Genomic DNA, 16831 nt, shown 5'->3' with positions numbered 1-16831 from the left:
TATGGATATAACACAATCTGAAAATATATCTGACGTCATAATAATTGGCGGAGGTCCGACTGGCTTATTTGCTGCTTTTTATGGAGGTATGAGAGAAATGTCAGTCAAAGTGGTCGATAGTTTACCGGAGCCAGGAGGCCAATTGATGGCCTTGTATCCAGAAAAATACATTTACGATGTGGCTGGAGCTCCGAAAATACAAGCCAAAGATCTCGTTCATCAATTAAAGGAACAAGCGTACCAGTTTGATCCTGAGATGTGCCTTGAAGAAAATGTACAACACGTAGAAAAGTTAGAGGAGCAGCTTTTTAAAATCACAACCACTAAAGCGGTCCATTATGCGAAAACCGTATTGATAACAAGTGGTGCGGGAGCCTTTCAACCCCGCCGGCTAAAACATGAGTCAGCCGATAAATATGAAGGGAAAAACCTTTTTTACTCCATTACGGACCTAGAGGCCCACAAAGGTCAAAGGGTGTGCATCTCAGGAGGAGGAGACTCAGCAGTTGATTGGGCACTTATGCTTTCAGGAATCGCAGAACAAACCACGCTCGTGCACCGTCGTAATCAATTTAGAGCACATGAACACAGCATTAATCAACTGAAAGAAACGAATGTACAAATAAAAACTCCGATGGCAATCGAACAACTGGTGGGAACTGAGGACCAAATTAAATCTGTCGTTTTAAAAGAAACGAAAGGGGAAAAATCAGAGAACCTTGAAATTGATTCTTTAATTGTCAACCATGGATTCCTATCTAGTCTTGGAGCGATTAAAGAGTGGGGACTTGATATTGAAAAGAATTCAATTGTAGTGAATCAGAAAATGGAGACAAATATTCCAGGCATATTCGCAGCGGGAGATATTACGACATATGACGGGAAAGTTAAGCTGATTGCTACAGGTTTTGGTGAAGCACCTACAGCGATTAGTCAAGCGAAGCACTATATTGACCCTGCGGCAAGGGTTCAGCCTCCTCACAGCACGAGAGTGTTAGGTGGAGAATAATCCCTTTGTAGTTTCAGGTCACTCGTACTCAAGAGGCTCTCCAAAGGTTCTATTAGACTTGTTTTTAACCTTTTTAAAGATCAGCCCTGTAACGTTTGGAGGAGGGGTTGCCATTATTCCTCACATCGAAAGCGAAATTGTTCATAAAAAAGGTTTAAAACTGAAGATGTACCTACAGTTATTGCGATCGCCCAATCTGCCCCAGGGTCCATTGCTGTTAATTCAGCGATCTATATCGGATACATGGTGCGAGGGCTTGGCGGGGCTCTGGCTGCGATGATCGGTATGCTGATTCCTTCAGCCCTGATCATTATCTTACTCATGTATCTTTTTTTAACTTATCAGGATTTATCCGTTGTACAGGACGCCTTTAAAGGAATCCGGCCAGCCATTATCGGACTTATTATATTTGCTGCCTTTAAAATTGGCAGTAGAGCAATTAGTGATCGCTTCACGCTGCTATTATTTTTATTGGCCATTGCTCTGCTTTTTAGTTATTCTATCTCTCCTGTTTTTCTGATGATCGGGGGAGCTTTAACGGGCTGTTTCTATCATGCTTTGCTAAAACTAAGGAGTTCATATTGATGCTCTTGCTTCATCTTTTTATCGAGTTCTTTATTATTGGATTATTTGGGTTTGGCGGGGGCTATGCGATGATTCCGCTAATGGAACAGGCTGTTTATAAACACAGGTGGCTCTCCCAAGAACAATTTACTGATATTATTGCCATTGCCGGATCAGCTCCTGGGCCGATTGCCACAAATTCAGCCTTAGTAATTGGTTACCAAACATCAGGAATTAAAGGAGCGATCGTCGCGGCAGGAGGTAATTTACTGCCCGCCTTACTCCTCATTCTGTTGCTCATCAAGTTCCTCTCACATCATTCTCAAACCCATTGGTTGAGTAGAAGTTTAAAAGGCATTCATCCAGTCATTACTGCCCTGATTCTTTATGCAGGCATTCGAATGGGCCTTCAGAATGGAATTTTTTCAACAACCGCAGATTTTACCCAATATATGATTATGGGGTTAGCGATGATTCTGCTATACAAAAAAGTGTCACCCGCTTGGGTAATCGGGCTTTCAGGAGTTCTAGGTGTTTTGATATACGGTTTTTAAAGGAGGAATAGAGGAATGATTAAGAAAAACATGTACATTAATGGTGAATGGGTGCCGGCTGTAAACGGACAGTCGAGAAACATCATTAATCCATTCAATCAAGAGATCATTGCGGAAGTTCCAGAGGGAAATGAAATAGATACACAGGCCGCAATCACTTCTGCCAAAGAAGCTTTTGAAAATGGAGAATGGAGACATACCCCGGCAGCCGAACGAGGGAAAATCGTATTAAAAGTTGCAGAATTAATCGATCGTGATCAGCAGGAACTGGCTGAACTTGAAACATTGGATTCGGGTAAAACATTGACAGAAAGCATAGATGATATGAGTGATATTGCAGAAGTGTTCCGTTATTACGGCGGATTGGCTGATAAGGATGGAGGAGAAGTCATTGAGGCTCCATTACCCGATTCCAAAAGTAAGGTTGTCCGCGAACCTGTCGGGGTCTGCGGTCAGATCACTCCATGGAACTACCCGCTGTTACAAGCTTCGTGGAAATTAGCCCCGGCGCTTGCAGCAGGTAACACGCTAGTAATCAAACCGAGTGAAATTACGCCGCTAACGACGATCAAAGTAGTAGAACTTATCGAAGAAGCAGGTGTCCCAAAGGGAGTAGCCAACCTGGTGTTAGGAGAAGGAGGCAAAACGGGCCGGCTGCTAGCAGAAAGTCATGATGTAGATCTGATCTCGTTCACCGGCGGAGTGGAGACCGGCCGTAAAATCATGACGGCTGCATCTGGAAACTTTAAGAAAATCGCCCTGGAGCTGGGGGGTAAAAATCCGAATATTGTATTCAGTGATGCTGATTTTGAGACGGCTGTGGACCAAGCAATGAATGCTGTTTTCTTTCATGCCGGCCAGGTTTGTTCAGCCGGAGCACGATTGCTCGTACAGGATACGATTCACGATGGATTCGTGAAAGCATTGGTTGAACGAACGAAGGAAATTAAGCTGGGAAATGGATTTGATGATGTTACGCAATCAGGACCGCTGATCTCAAAAGAACACCGTGAAAAAGTGGAGAGCTATGTAGAACTAGGGATTCAGGAAGGTGCTGCTCTTATGGTCGGTGGAAAACGTCCAGAATCCAAGGTGCTTGAGAACGGATTCTTCTTTGAGCCGACGATTTTTACAAATTGTACTTCTTCGATGAGAATTGTACAGGAAGAAACCTTTGGCCCGATCTTGACCATAGAAACGTTTAGTACCGAAGAACAAGCGGTAAGCTTAGCGAATGACTCTAAGTACGGATTAGCCGGAGCAGTATGGACAAATGATATAAGCAAGGCTGAGAGAGTGGCAGGGGAACTTCGGATGGGAACAGTATGGATAAATGATTTCCACCCTTATTTCGCGCAAGCTCCATGGGGAGGCTATAAGTCCTCCGGTATCGGTCGTGAGCTTGGCAAACAAGGATTAGAAGAATATACCGAAGTGAAACATGTGTATGAAAATACAAATCCGCAGCCTCTTCACTGGTTCACTTAGCTCGGAAGTTAAAGCTAGTAAGAGAATGAGTGCAGACAAGATTGATTTCTTCATTACTATAGTAGTGAATACCCCTGATAAAACTCTATTTTCATCAGGGGCACGTCTAGTCGCTCATTCCTTAATTAGGTTTAAACAACTTACTTATTTATTTTCTTTGCCAATCTCCGGCAGTACTGTCTTTGCTACTTTTTCATCTAACGCTTCATAATCATAATATTTAATAGTTTCATACAATTCTTCACGCGATTGCATATCATCAAGCTTTTCTTGCTGCGTATCGTTCTTTAAAATCTCTGTGAAAATTCGTTCATAGGCTTTAGCTGCCACACGGAGGGAAGTAACTGGATAAATGACCATGTTCATGCCAAAGGATTGAAAGTCTTCTCCTGTAAAATAGGGAGTCTTTCCGAACTCCGTCATGTTTGCCAGCAAGGGAGCATTGATAGCGGATGAAGCATGTCGAAAGTCTTCTTCACTTGTCAGGGCTTCTGGAAATATGGCATCGGCACCGGCTGTCTCATACTGATTAGCACGCTCGATGGCTTTTGTCATACCTTCGACTGACTTTGCGTCTGTCCGTGCTACGATGACAAGCGTTGGAGCAACTTCTTTAATTGTACGGATTTTCTGCATCATTTCTTCAGGTTCAATCAGTTTTTTTCCGTTTAAATGACCGCATTTTTTTGGCAGCAGCTGATCTTCAATCTGCACTGCAGCCACTCCTGCTTCCACCATTTCTTTCGCAGCACGTGCTACATTAATGACTCCGCCATATCCCGTATCAATATCGACGAGGAGAGGGAGGTCTGAAGCTCGGATCAATTCTTGTGCTCTTTCAGCCATTTCGTTGGAATAAATGAGACCGAGATCAGGGAGCGCCCGGCTGGCTGTATAGGCGGCTCCAGATAAATAGATAGCTTTAAAACCGACATCTTTTGCGATTTTAGCAGACATTCCATCGTGGGCGCCGGGGATTTTTAATAATTCTTCTTGTTCGATTAATCGTTTAAAGGCTTCTGCTCGTTCTGGCTGAGTTGATTTTTCTTCAACAATCCATGACATCTTTAGTCCTCCTTACATAGTTGAGTTATATTCGGAACTGCTCCATAAATTGATCAACAGGTGTGTTTCTTAATTCTTCATAATCCTCACATACATTTAGAATGCGATTGACTTGACGGAAGGGGAAGCGTGTCTTCAGGTTTTCCCGGAATTTATTTAAAAGCAGCGGCAGGCCTTCGTCACGGCGTCGTCGGTGACCAATTGGATATTCTATACTTACTTGTTCAGTGTGGGACCCGTCATTAAAGAATACTTGAACAGCGTTGGCTATCGACCGTTTATCAGGATCTAGATAATCTTTGCTGAATTGTTCGTTTTCTATGGTTTTCATTACGTTTCTCAAACGGTCGATTTCAGGGTTGCGGGCTACTTCATCTTCATAATGATCCGCATTTAACGTTCCATAAAGCAGGCCGATGGCAGTAATGTATTGTAAACAATGGTCACGGTCTGCCGGATTATAAAGCGGTCCTTCTTTATCAATGATTCTAATCGCCGATTCATGGGTCGTAATCGTTACTTGTTCAATGTCCTGGATTCTACCTTTAATTTGCTCATGCAATTCGATCGCTGCTTCAGCTGCAGTCTGTGCATGGAATTCAGCGGGGTATGATATTTTGAAAAGTATGTTCTCCATCACGTACGAGCCAAAAGGGCGGGCAAGGTTCAACTCTTTGCCGCCGAAAAGAACATCCTGGAATCCCCATTCAGGAGCAGATAAAGCTGTCTTATATCCCATTTCTCCCTTCATCGTCATCAAGGCCAGTCGTACCCCGCGGCTTGTGGCATCTCCGGCTGCCCACGATTTCCGAGATCCGGTGTTCGGTGCATGACGGTAAGTCCGCAGACTGGAGTTATCGATCCACGCTTGTGAAACGGCATTGGTCACGTCTTCTTTGCTTCCCCCTAACATAGCAGTTACAACAGCCGTGGTTGCAACTTTTACGTAGAGCACATGGTCCAGTCCCTCACGGTTGAGGCTGTTTTCCAGGGCCAGAATCCCTTGAATTTCATGGGCTTTAACGATATTTTCAAGAACCGAATCCATTTTCAGTGGTTTCTTTCCTTCAGCTATACGTCTGCGGCTGATATAATCAGAAATCGCTAAAATTCCGCCTAAGTTGTCAGAAGGGTGACCCCATTCTGCAGCCAGCCATGTATCATTGTAATCCAGCCAGCGGATCATACAGCCTATGTTAAAGGCTGCGTGGACGGGATCAAGTTCGTAAGACGTTCCTGGAACGCGTACGCCATTCGGTACGACTGTTCCCGGTACAATTGGTCCTAAGTGCTTCGTGCATTCGGGATAGCGCAGGGCTAAAAAACCACAACCTAACGTATCCATTAATACATATTGTGCCGTTTCTAAAGCTTCCTCGCTGTTTATTTCTCCATAAACAGCATATTCGGCGATACGCTCCAACACCTGGTCTGCTGTTTGGGGTGCAGCTGCTTTTACTTCTGACATCTTCATCTCCACCTTTCAAATCTATGTAATGAATATTGATGAAAACGGCCGGGCAAGCCCGGACGTTTTACTATTAAGGATGCAGGCCGCGCGGACCGGTATAGATAACCCTTGGTCTAAACAATTTGTTGTTGGAATACTGTTCAGCCACGTGGGCGCAGATCCCCAGGGTTCGTGCCGCAAAGAAGATCGGGGTGTACAAATCTATCGGGATGCCTAACAAATAGTAAACAGGCGCCGCATAATAATCTAAATTCGGATACAGACCTTTTTCTTCTTTCATCAGCTGTTCTCCTGCTTCACACATCCCAAAAAGATCATCGCGTTTTCGCTCGGCGGCAAGTTCACGTAGTGCTTCCTTCATCAGCGCCGCTCTTGGATCCATTTTCTTCATATAAACACGATGACCAAAACCCATCACTTTTTCTTTGTTTTTTATTTTTTCGTAGAGAAGACTGCGGAATCCATCTGTCGTTCTTCCTTCTAAGAGCATGTGCATGACGGCCTCATTTGCACCACCGTGAAGGTTTCCTTTCAAAGAAGCTACTGCCCCGGTTAGAGCTCCATAAATGTCAGCATTTGTGGAAGCAATCACGCGGGCTGTGAATGTTGAATTTGGCATTTCATGCTCACTGTACACCATTAAAGATTGATCAAAATATTTAGCTTCATCCGGGGTTGGTTCTTTTCCAGTAATCATATATAAGAAGTTAGCACTGTAAGGAAGTTCCAGTTTTGGTTCTACAATTGCTTCGTCGTGAAGAATGTGGTAGCTGTTAGCTGTAATGTTAGGGATTTTTGCCAGAAGGCGGAGAGCGGTTCGATTGATTTCATATTCTCTGCGTTCATCTAAATTCTTCTCATATCCTGAAAGCGCGGAAATTCCTGTTCGCAGGGCATCCATCGGGTGAGTTTCTTTTGGAAGCTTGCTGAACAAAGAGAAAAAACGATCCGGGAGTTTATATTCTGCTCTTAATTCCTGCTCAAGAGAGGAACGCTCTGATTTCTCCGGCAATTCACCGTCTAATAATAGATGAACGATATCAAGGTATTGTTTGTTTTGAGTAAGCTCAATCAGATCATATCCTCGAAGGACAATTTCTTCAGCATCAACATCTAAATAAGAAAGCTTTGTTTCTGTTGCAATTACCCCGTCTAAGCCGGGTTTATAGGCTGTTTGCTCTGGCATTAGAATCCTCCTAATTGCTCAAAATAGTAAACGCTTTCAAAAAGGGAAATATCAATCTTTTAATACCAACTGCTTACCTACTATTTCTTTATGGACAAACACATAGGCTTGCTCGAGATATTTAAGTTCTTGATGACCGTCGTCCTGTTGAATAAGCTCTTCTTTAATTTGTTCATAAACCGTCTCTAAGGTACGGGGAACAGAAGAAACCATGTAGTTCATAATACGTGATTTGAACTCATTTACGTAAAACTCAATGGAAGCGCTCAAAATATACACCTCTAGTCAAATAGAAATAAAGCCATTAAAAAAACAACTTCCAAGAGAAGTTGTTAAGTTGAGATCACAGTTATCCGGAGAAAGTATCATAAGGAGACATACCTTGCCATACTCTTTCCACTCGCACTTAACACCCCCTATCCTCGTAGGTATTGATGTTCGTTGAAACAGGCAGGTCTCCTGGCTTATGATCAACACTCCCTGGATCCTTCCCATCCTCGTTTTATAACGAGAACAGTGGCCTTCCAGTTCGCTCCCAAATACAGTTGCGGGACAGCATCGGATTATCACCGATTTCCCTTTTAAGCAGTTAAACACGAATAGCGCTTAGCCGCACCTTAATCAAAATCTTATTTAGTTTTGACTTTTTCAATATAACAAAAATTTTGAAAATAAACAAATATTTCTAAAGAGCGTTAAAATTGGTGCAAATCTCATCGTTCCTTTTAGCAAGTGTATATGAGAGGTTACAAATGGGTTGCATTAAAATTTTTTGAAATTTATTAATATTTTATATTTACACGGTCGATTATCATGTTGTATATTTATCATACAAATTATGATAGCGCTTTCTTTTTTTGAGCGTTAAGGAGGTAAGAAATTGTCCATATGGGATTTAGCCATTGATGTAGGATTGATTTCAGTTTTATTGTTAGTTGGGGTTATATTACGGGCAAAGCTTAAAATTGTACAAAAGTTATTTATTCCAGCTAGTATCATAGCGGGAGTGGCGGGGTTGACTTTGGGACCTAATGGATTTGATCTGCTCCCTTTTTCAAGTCTCGTGAGTAATTATCCAACCGTATTGATTGCTGTTATTTTTGGTGCGATTCCAATAGGAGCGGCTAAAGTAAATTGGAAGCAAACGTTTGGACGAGTAAGAAATATGTGGATATACTCGATGCTCCTGACCATGCTTATGTGGGGCGGGGGAGCGATGATTGCTTACATACTTTTAGCTAACCTTTGGGATATTCCGAGCGGGTTTGGGTTGATTCTTGGTGCTGGTTTTCTCGGTGGCCACGGAACGGCCGCAGCCGTAGGTGAAGCTTTTAGCGGGCTTGGATGGGAAGAAGCCACAGCTCTTGGTTATACTTCAGCTACCATTGGTTTGATTTGTGCTATTCTCGGTGGTCTGCTGCTAATTAAAATGAACGCACGGAATAATCAAACCAACTTCATTTCAGACTTTGAGGATTTACCAAATGAATTACGAACGGGGTTAGTTCCTGCTAATCTTCGTCAATCATCGGGTAGTGATACTGTTTCCAGCAATTCGGTGGACCCATTATTTTTCCACATTGCCTTACTTGCTGTTGTTGTAATGTTTAGTTACTTCTTACAGGAAGGAATACAAGCGATATTCCCGCAAGTCAGCATCCCGTTACTAAGCCTTTCATTCGTGGTCGGCTTACTGATTCAATTGTTCTTAAATACAACCAAAGCTAATGAATATGTGGACAAACGTGTAATTGACCGCATAAGTGGAACGGCAACAGACTTGATTGTTGCGTTTGGGATTACATCTATTAATCTAGCTGTGGTAGCAGCTTATGCCTGGCCTCTTATAGCTCTCTTTATTTTTGGAGTGATATGGGCCTACTGTATTTTCAGGTTTATTGCACCTCGTGTCTTCCACCGTCACTGGTTTGAAAATGCCATTTTTGGATGGGGATGGAGTACAGGAACCGTCGCCATGGGAATTGCCTTATTGAGAATCGTAGATCCCAAAACTAAAAGCAGTACCCTGGACGACTACGCTTTAGGATATATCGGCATGGTACCAGTCGAGATTTTAATTATTACTTTTGGTCCTATCATGATGATGGCCGGGACTGGTGGTTTATTCTCTCTCATTTTATTGGGAGCGAGTGCGGTGCTTATTATCATTGCCGCTAAGTCAGGCTGGCTGACTTCAATTCAGGAGACAAGAAATATTAGCAGAGATTCTAATGTTTCATAAAGAAAGGATGATCCTCTTTTATGAAAATAGAACGAAAAAAAGTGTCGATGCAGGTTTTTGATCGTATCAAAGAATACATCCATAAGGAGAATATGCAGCCTGGTGATCGGTTACCTACCGAAAAGCAGCTTTCCGAGATGTTTGGGGTCAGCCGTACTCCAGTCAGAGAAGCGTTAAGCGTACTCGAAGCAAGCGGATTAACCGTTTCGAAGCAAGGTGGAGGCAGTATTATACAGGCAGCTTCTTTAACTAATTTAATAGAAGAAATACAATTTGAATTCGTAGATTCGGAGGAAATATTAAACTTACTGGAAACAAGGATCATTCTAGAAACCGAAGCTGCTCGCCTGGCCGCTGAACGTGGCACGGCTGATGATAAGTTAATCATTAAGAAAAAACTGGAGGAGCTTCGCAGTTCACAGCATGATAATCGTGTGGGAGATAAAGAGGATATTGCCTTTCATAATGCTATTGCACAAGCTTCCCATAACCCGATTCTTGTTCACAGTGTCGAGAACCTTACTACTCTCTATGACAAAGCAATTCGTTTTTCCCTTAAGAAAAATATGGGAATTTCCGAAAAGCGGGCTCAAGTACTCAGTGAGCATGAACGCATTTATACAGCCATTCGATTGGGCAATGGAGAACAAGCCAGGGAGGAAATGTACCAACACTTAAGTAATGCATGTCAAAAATTCAAGCATTCATTTGACCAGGCATTGAATTCTTAATTTATAAAGGGAGAGAGAATGATGATCGAAAAATCCGTACAATTTTACAGTGAAGGCTACAAGTTACAGGGGACCATTTACTTGCCCGACAATTATGAGAGTAAAGGAAACCATCCGGGGATTATTGCTAATTCAGGATATCAAGGAGTAAATGAATTCTATCCAAAAATGTTTGCCCAGGCTTTGACGGAAAAAGGATATATTTGTTTCGGCTTTGATTATCGAGGATTCGCTGACAGCGAGGGGGACCCTGCTCGTGTCATCCTTGAGGAACAGGTGGCTGATATTCGGAATGCCTTGACCTTTTTGCGCGCTCAAAGTGAAGTTGATCATGAACGAATAGGCTTGATTGGATGGGGCATGGGGGGATCGAATGTTGTTCGTGCAGCAGAGAAAGAAGATGTGGCAGCAGTTGCCGCTCTGAATGGTTTTTATAATGGAGAGCGCTGGCTGAAAACTATCCATTCTTATGAAAATTGGCTTAAAGTTTTGGAAGTCGTATATGAAGATCGAATAAGACGTGTAACGACTGGAGAATCACAACCTGCAGATCCATTTTTACACTATCCTTTAGACCCTCCTACGCGCGAATACGTGCAAAAAGAGCTGGCTTCTAAGAAAGGGTTCGGGGGAGAGACTCGTATTCAATTCACAGATTCGATTCTTGAGTTGGATGCGGAGGCAGCGGCTGAAAACATGGAAGATACTTCGCTGTTTGTAGCCCACGGTAAAGATAATGTGCTCCATCCGGTCGAAGAATCTTTATCCCTGTACAATAGGGCTTCTTGTCCGAAGAAATATTATGAAATAAATGGGATGCATAACGATTTTATGTACAGTGATCATCCTGAGTTTACTGCATTAGTCGAAGAACTTCATCTGTTTTTTGAAGAGGCGTTAAGCTATGAATATTCCAAGTAAGGCTCAAAACACATATCATCCATTATTAAAGGGAGCTTATGAACTTCATGTTCATAGCTCTCCTAGTGCTTTTCCAAGGATCCAGACCGATTGGGAACTCGTAGAAGAAGCAAGGAAAGCAGGCATGAAGGGATTGGTAATAAAAGCGCATGAAGGAGTCAGTTATGATCGAGCCACCCTTATTCGCTCCCAAATGCCAGACATGAAAGTCTATGGAGGTTTAGTTTGTAATCTTTTTACAGGCGGATTGTCTTCTCATGCAGTAGATATGGCATTGCGTATGGGGGCAAAAATCATCTGGATGCCAACCATATCAGCGGAACAGCATGCCAAGTATTTTGCAGAATATCGTCAGGAACGATTTTTCAATAGTGAAAATCCTCTTGGCGATTCTGATTCTTGCTTAACGATTCTAAATGAAAGTAATGAAGTGAAGGATGAAGTCAAGAGAATTCTGTATTTAATTGCTTCTTACGATGCCGTTCTTGCAACAGGACACCTTTCTCCCCATGAAGTTGATCTTTTAGTAGAAGAAGCTTTAGACATCGGGGTGAGGCGGATATTGATTCAGCATGCTGACTTAGGCATTGCCCAAATTCCGATGGATTTACAGAAGAAACTGTCGTCTCAAGGATGCTATATTGAAAAATGTTATTTAGCTTGCGGGGAAGATTTTAATAATATTACAATTCGTCAAATGGCTGAATCTATTCAAACACTGGACTCAAAGTCTTGTATTCTCGTCACAGACTACGGACAGCCTCATAATCTCCCGCCTGTCCAGGGGCTGAGTGAATTTGTTACTGAGTTATTGAAAGAAGGAATAAGTGAAGACATGGTAAAAGAAATGATAGCAGCCAATCCTGAATCGCTATTATTTTAGTGTGCTGAAAAGGAGCGTAAAGTGTGAGTAATTGGATGGAAGATCTCAGAGAAGTAATACCAGGCCGTCAAATAATGACTGAAATAGCAGATCGATATAGTTATAGTTTTGATGCTTCTTTTGGTGAATATCTTCCTGACGCAGCTGTTCAAGCTAAAAATAAGCAGGAAGTCGTCCATATCGTGAAAGTTGCCAACCAATTCAATATCCCTATTTATCCTCGAGGGCAAGGAACGTGTTTAAGCGGGGGGCCTCTCCCAGTTCATGGCGGAATTGTACTGGACCTTTCACAATGGCCTGAAGAAATCGAACTGAATGCTGACGATTTGACCGTTAAAGTATCCCCTGGTGTGCTAACTGCTCGTATAAATGAAGAAGCAGAAAAGCACGGCCTCATGTATGCGCCTGATCCAAGCAGTGCCCATGTAGCTACCATAGGGGGAAATCTTGCTGAAAATTCAGGGGGGCCTCGGGGTCTGAAATATGGCGTGACGAAAGACTTCGTATTAGGACTGGAGCTTGTGACCCCTGAAGGAGAAGTGATACGGACAGGCGGACAAACCATTAAAAATGTGACAGGGTTTGACCTTACTAAGCTGATCGTAGGCTCAGAGGGAACGCTTGGCGTGATCACCGAAGCTACACTGAAGCTTATCCCTAAGCCTCCTGCAGTACAAACCGTTATGGTCGAGTTTGAAAATGTCAGAACGGCTGGAGAAGCGATATCACGTACGTTAACTTCCGGGATACTACCTTCAAAAATGGAGTTTATGGATAAAGCATGTATACAAGCTGTTGAAAATTTTCAACCATCTGGCCTGCCTGTTGATGCAGAAGCCATTGTAATCATTGAGTTAGATGGACACCCAGAAACGCTCAAGCTGGAAACAGTGCTGGTCGAAAACATTATGGATGAAATTGGTGCCTCAAATGTCAGTGTTCCTGCAACAAGCGAAGAAGCTGCCAAGATATGGCATGCGAGGAAACAGGTATCTCCTGCCATCGCTAAAATCAAGCCGACAAAGGTATCGGAGGATGCAACCGTACCGAGAAGTAAAATTCCTGATATGGTGGACCGTTTGAATGAAATTAAAGAAAAATATCAGGTGGAAGTAGTTGTGTTCGGTCACGCCGGGGATGGTAATTTACACCCTAACATTTTGTGTGATAAGCGGGATCAAGAAGAAATGATCCGCGTCGAAAAAGCAGTGGAAGAAATATTTCGGGCGGCTATCGACCTAGGGGGCACGCTATCAGGCGAGCATGGGATCGGCACGATGAAAGCTCCTTTTATGGAACAAGAACTAGGGGCTGTCGGTTTAGAGATGATGAAACGAATCAAGGATAGCTGGGATCCGAAACGAATAATGAACCCAGGCAAAATATTTCCGGAAAAAGGGCAAAAGCTGGTGTTGCGAAATGAGTAAGCTTCAAGCGCTGCAACAGAAAATCAACTATGACAAGACCTTTGATTGTGTGCAATGTGGTTATTGTCTGCCTGCCTGCCCCACCTATGAAACGATGGAGAAGGAAACTCATTCTCCAAGGGGACGCATTAATCTAGTCAAGATGGTGGCGGAAGGAAAGGCATCTATTGATGATTTGCAAAAACCAATTGAAAAGTGTCTGGGGTGCATGGCGTGCACTACTGTTTGTCCTACTAATGTTCAGTATGGACAAATATTAGAAGGTGCTAAGGAAGTGATTGAAGACCACCAGGTAAAATCGGCCTCCCGAAAGAAAATGGAAGACTTTCTGTTCGGTTCCTTTTTTCCTTCTGCAAAATGGATGGACGCACTGGGGAACTTAACCTGGTTTTATCAAAAATCCGGCCTTCAAACCTTTGCCAATCTGCTGCGTTTAACAATGGCCGCTCCGCTTCATTTAGATAAATTTGAACAAGTAATCCCAAAGCAGCCTTCCCCTAAAGAGCGTGCCAAACGAACGAAGCGATATATACGGACAAGACCTGCACGAGCGAAAGTAGCTTTCTTTACAGGTTGCGTAATGGACAGTGTATTCTTTCAAACGAATCAGAATACCATCGAGTTACTTTTACGCTGGGGGTTTGAAGTTGTCCTCCCGGAAGAACAAACTTGTTGTGGGGCACTGCACGCGCATTCGGGGAAGGTCCATGACTCAATACACCTTGCCAAACGAAACATTGAGGCTTTTGAGGAAGAAGAAGTAGATTACATTATCAACAACGCCGGGGGCTGTGGTGCTCGTATGGTTGAGTATCACCACTTATTTGAAAAAGGGACATCCTGGCATCAGCGGGCTGAACAGTTTGTTTCCAAAATGAAAGATATATCGGAGGTTCTTGTAGAGGTTGATCATGTCTTTTTTAAAAAGTCAATTGATAAAACGGTAACCTATCAACCCTCATGTCATATGACTAATGTCCAAAAGGTAGTATCCCCGCCGCTTGAATTAATGAAGAAAGTTCCCGGACTTACGCTGAAAGAATTAGACCGTCCGGATTTCTGCTGCGGTTCAGCTGGAATCTACAATATTATCAATTATGAGGATTCTATGGATATATTAGATGTAAAAATGAGAGACGTGTGTAATGCAGGTTCAGAAACGGTGGTAACGACTAACCCCGGATGTCTATTGCAAATGAAGCTCGGGATAGAGCGAGAAGGAGTAAATCACACGATGGGTGCTGAGCATCTTGTGGATCTATTATTGGAAGCAGACCCTCAGCAAAAGTAAGGCTTTTTGAAAATCATATTTTGAGGTGGTAGGTTGAACTATAAAGCCCTATTTGTCGTTTTATTTCTTTTTTCATTCGTTTTGGCTCCCTTTCAGACAGAAGCCGTCACTGATAAACCTTCAGATAAAAGGGCCCATAAGCAAGAGAAAAAGTTGAGCGAACCGTTTAAAGCGGCTTCGATCCAATTTAATCCTGAATTAAAAAAGCCTGAGAAGAACATAAAAGAATTATACAAAGAAACCGAAAAAGCTTTTAAGAATGGGGCAAAGTTAGTGGTAGCTCCAGAAATGGCAACGACCGGGTATATGTTCGAAAGTCGTGAAGACATTGCTCCTTTTGTTGAACAGATCCCCGGTCCAACTACAGAAATATTCAGTGAGTGAGCCTCTGAATATAACAGTTACATCGTTTTTGGGATGCCTGAAGTAGATCCAGGTACCGATCTCTATTATAATTCATCTGTTCTGATCGGACCTGAAGGTTTAATAGGGAAGTATCGAAAAATGCATTTGTGGGAAACCGACGCTTACTGGGCTGCTCGCGGTGATTCAGAGGTGCCCGTCTACGATACAGAATTGGGAAAAGTGGCTATGAATATATGCATGGATTCCGCATACTATGAAACAGCCAGGATATCGGCCGTTAAAGGAGCGGATATATTAGCCTTTCCAACGAACTCGTCCGCCCAGACCATTTCCGCTTTGCCTGCAAGAGCTCAGCAAAATGGTTTATACGTTGTGAGCTCGAATCGTTCAAATACTGAAGAAGGATTTCATATGGCAGGGGGAAGTGCCATTTGGTCGCCCCACGGGGAAAAGTTAGCTGAGGCCCCTTATTCGCCTGATGAGGATAACGACATTGACGAAACAAAAGTTATTTATGACGAGGTAGACCCTGAACACTATCAAAATGAAAATAAAGAACTGCTAAAGGAAAGACGTCCTGAGTTATATAAAGAGCTAAGCCAATATATTCAACCATGGGACAGTAGAGCAACTACTGAATCTAAAAAAGTGAAGGCTATGGCTTTGCAGTACTCTCCAAAGCTGAGTGATAAAAAAACAAACCAAAAGAAAGTTTCTAAGCTTATAGAAGAAGAGGTTTCAACTTCTAAGGAAACGGATTTGATCGTACTCCCAGAGCTTTCTTTCACCGGACCAGTCACAGATAAAGGTATAAATTCCATTTATTCTTTATCAGAAAAGGATCAAGGAAACACTTATCAATTTATATCACAACTAGCAAAGAAGCATAATATCAACATCGTTTATGGAATGATAGAAAGAGAAAACGATCAATTGTACAATTCTGCAATATTAGTAAATGAAAACGGTGAAATAAAAGGCAAGTATCGAAAAACTCATCTTGACCGTAATGAAAAACGGTGGGCGACACCAGGTTCCAGTCTCCCTGTATTTGATATAGAGGGACTTGGGAAAGTTGGTTTGTTAATCGGTGATGACGTTCGGTTTCCTGAGGCATCTGGAGTATTGAGTGTCAAAAGAGCGGACATGATTGCAGTGCCCGTTTCTTGGAGTGGAGAATATAGCGGCAATATGGAAATCAATAAAAACATCTCCGAAAATCAATATCCGGCTCATTCAGTGGTTCTCTGGGATGCTGTGGCGATAGGCGCACAAGCCTATACAATTTTCGCTAATTTTGTTGGATCAGAGCATGAGTTTAAAGGAAGCAGCGGTCTTTATACGTTAGATCCGTTATACGGGTTGGACCAGCCTGTGATAGGGTCGTCTACCGATGAAGAAGTAGTACCTTTTGAATTTAATACGATACAAGCTGAACATTGGTTCAACCAGGAGAAATTGTTACAGTCAAGACACCCTGTCTATTATGACTCACTTATCAGAAAACAAAACATAAATTATAATTTACCTGAAGCCAAATAATGATACGCTAAGACATAAAATTTGATACCCTTCCAATTCGAAGAGACTAAATAATTTATGTGGATTCTGAACATAAGCCCTCTTAAGTCAA

At 42.6% G+C, this 16831-nt stretch carries 14 protein-coding genes, 2 pseudogenes and 1 riboswitch; of the genes and pseudogenes, 12 read left to right on the top strand and 4 right to left on the bottom strand.

The window, feature by feature from the left end:
- Nucleotide 1: 1 nt before the first annotated feature.
- The 4 genes and pseudogenes from ACGTNH_RS18080 (at nt 2) to betB (ending at nt 3615) form a co-directional block, all read left to right on the top strand.
- Nucleotides 2-1009, top strand: coding sequence for an NAD(P)/FAD-dependent oxidoreductase (locus ACGTNH_RS18080; protein ID WP_394588327.1), 1008 nt, complete (start codon nt 2-4; stop codon nt 1007-1009).
- Nucleotides 999-1594 (top strand): annotated as a pseudogene (locus ACGTNH_RS18075) (chromate transporter). Before ACGTNH_RS18080 ends, ACGTNH_RS18075 begins: the two are co-directional and overlap by 11 nt.
- Nucleotides 1594-2127, top strand: coding sequence for a chromate transporter (locus tag ACGTNH_RS18070; protein ID WP_394588326.1), 534 nt, complete (start codon nt 1594-1596; stop codon nt 2125-2127). The pseudogene ACGTNH_RS18075 and the gene ACGTNH_RS18070 overlap by 1 nt, the downstream one beginning before the upstream one ends.
- A gap of 18 nt (nt 2128-2145) precedes the next feature.
- Entirely contained in the window at nt 2146-3615 is a 1470-nt protein-coding gene (betB, locus tag ACGTNH_RS18065; protein WP_394588539.1) for a betaine-aldehyde dehydrogenase, read from the top strand.
- Nucleotides 3616-3759: 144 nt separating this feature from the next.
- Here the strand turns inward: betB and prpB are convergent, their stop codons facing one another.
- From prpB to ACGTNH_RS18045, 4 genes are all read right to left on the bottom strand, one after another.
- A complete protein-coding gene (prpB, locus tag ACGTNH_RS18060; RefSeq protein WP_394588325.1) occupies nt 3760-4680 on the bottom strand; it encodes a methylisocitrate lyase in 921 nt (306 codons plus the stop codon).
- Between the two features lie 25 nt (nt 4681-4705).
- Nucleotides 4706-6148 (bottom strand): bifunctional 2-methylcitrate dehydratase/aconitate hydratase, encoded by a 1443-nt coding sequence (locus ACGTNH_RS18055; protein ID WP_394588324.1) that lies wholly within the window; start codon nt 6146-6148, stop codon nt 4706-4708.
- Nucleotides 6149-6221: 73 nt separating this feature from the next.
- Nucleotides 6222-7337, bottom strand: coding sequence for a citrate synthase (gene mmgD, locus ACGTNH_RS18050; protein ID WP_394588322.1), 1116 nt, complete (start codon nt 7335-7337; stop codon nt 6222-6224).
- Nucleotides 7338-7388: 51 nt separating this feature from the next.
- Nucleotides 7389-7607, bottom strand: coding sequence for a hypothetical protein (locus ACGTNH_RS18045; protein WP_394588321.1), 219 nt, complete (start codon nt 7605-7607; stop codon nt 7389-7391).
- A gap of 162 nt (nt 7608-7769) precedes the next feature.
- Nucleotides 7770-7972: riboswitch (cobalamin riboswitch) on the bottom strand.
- A gap of 245 nt (nt 7973-8217) precedes the next feature.
- Between ACGTNH_RS18045 and ACGTNH_RS18040 the strand changes: the two genes are divergently transcribed.
- The 8 genes and pseudogenes from ACGTNH_RS18040 to ACGTNH_RS18005 all read left to right on the top strand — a co-directional run bounded on the left by ACGTNH_RS18040 (nt 8218) and on the right by ACGTNH_RS18005 (nt 16740).
- Nucleotides 8218-9579: a sodium/glutamate symporter gene (locus tag ACGTNH_RS18040; protein ID WP_394588320.1), complete on the top strand. Its 1362-nt coding sequence runs from the start codon at nt 8218-8220 to the stop codon at nt 9577-9579.
- Nucleotides 9580-9599: 20 nt separating this feature from the next.
- Complete coding sequence (locus ACGTNH_RS18035) at nt 9600-10310, top strand: FadR/GntR family transcriptional regulator (protein WP_101845325.1); 711 nt, start codon at nt 9600-9602, stop codon at nt 10308-10310.
- Between the two features lie 21 nt (nt 10311-10331).
- Nucleotides 10332-11231: an alpha/beta hydrolase gene (locus ACGTNH_RS18030; RefSeq protein WP_394588319.1), complete on the top strand. Its 900-nt coding sequence runs from the start codon at nt 10332-10334 to the stop codon at nt 11229-11231.
- A complete protein-coding gene (locus ACGTNH_RS18025) occupies nt 11215-12114 on the top strand; it encodes a DUF6282 family protein (RefSeq protein ID WP_394588318.1) in 900 nt (299 codons plus the stop codon). Before ACGTNH_RS18030 ends, ACGTNH_RS18025 begins: the two co-directional genes overlap by 17 nt.
- 35 nt (nt 12115-12149) lie before the next feature.
- The gene (locus ACGTNH_RS18020; RefSeq protein WP_394588538.1) at nt 12150-13541 is read left to right on the top strand and encodes an FAD-binding oxidoreductase; all 1392 of its coding nucleotides are present in this window, start codon (nt 12150-12152) and stop codon (nt 13539-13541) included.
- Nucleotides 13534-14832 (top strand): (Fe-S)-binding protein, encoded by a 1299-nt coding sequence (locus tag ACGTNH_RS18015; RefSeq protein ID WP_394588317.1) that lies wholly within the window; start codon nt 13534-13536, stop codon nt 14830-14832. The genes ACGTNH_RS18020 and ACGTNH_RS18015 overlap by 8 nt, the downstream gene beginning before the upstream one ends.
- A 33-nt stretch (nt 14833-14865) precedes the next feature.
- Nucleotides 14866-15723 (top strand): annotated as a pseudogene (locus ACGTNH_RS18010) (nitrilase-related carbon-nitrogen hydrolase); the annotation flags it as partial.
- A 132-nt stretch (nt 15724-15855) separates the two neighbouring features.
- Nucleotides 15856-16740: a carbon-nitrogen hydrolase family protein gene (locus tag ACGTNH_RS18005; RefSeq protein ID WP_394588536.1), complete on the top strand. Its 885-nt coding sequence runs from the start codon at nt 15856-15858 to the stop codon at nt 16738-16740.
- Nucleotides 16741-16831: the final 91 nt, after the last annotated feature.

It is taken from the genome of Halobacillus sp. B23F22_1, assembly GCF_043497005.1.
In the GTDB taxonomy this organism is placed as follows: Bacteria; Bacillota; Bacilli; order Bacillales; family Halobacillaceae; genus Halobacillus_A.
This window is presented reverse-complemented; position numbering and strand designations above follow the sequence as displayed.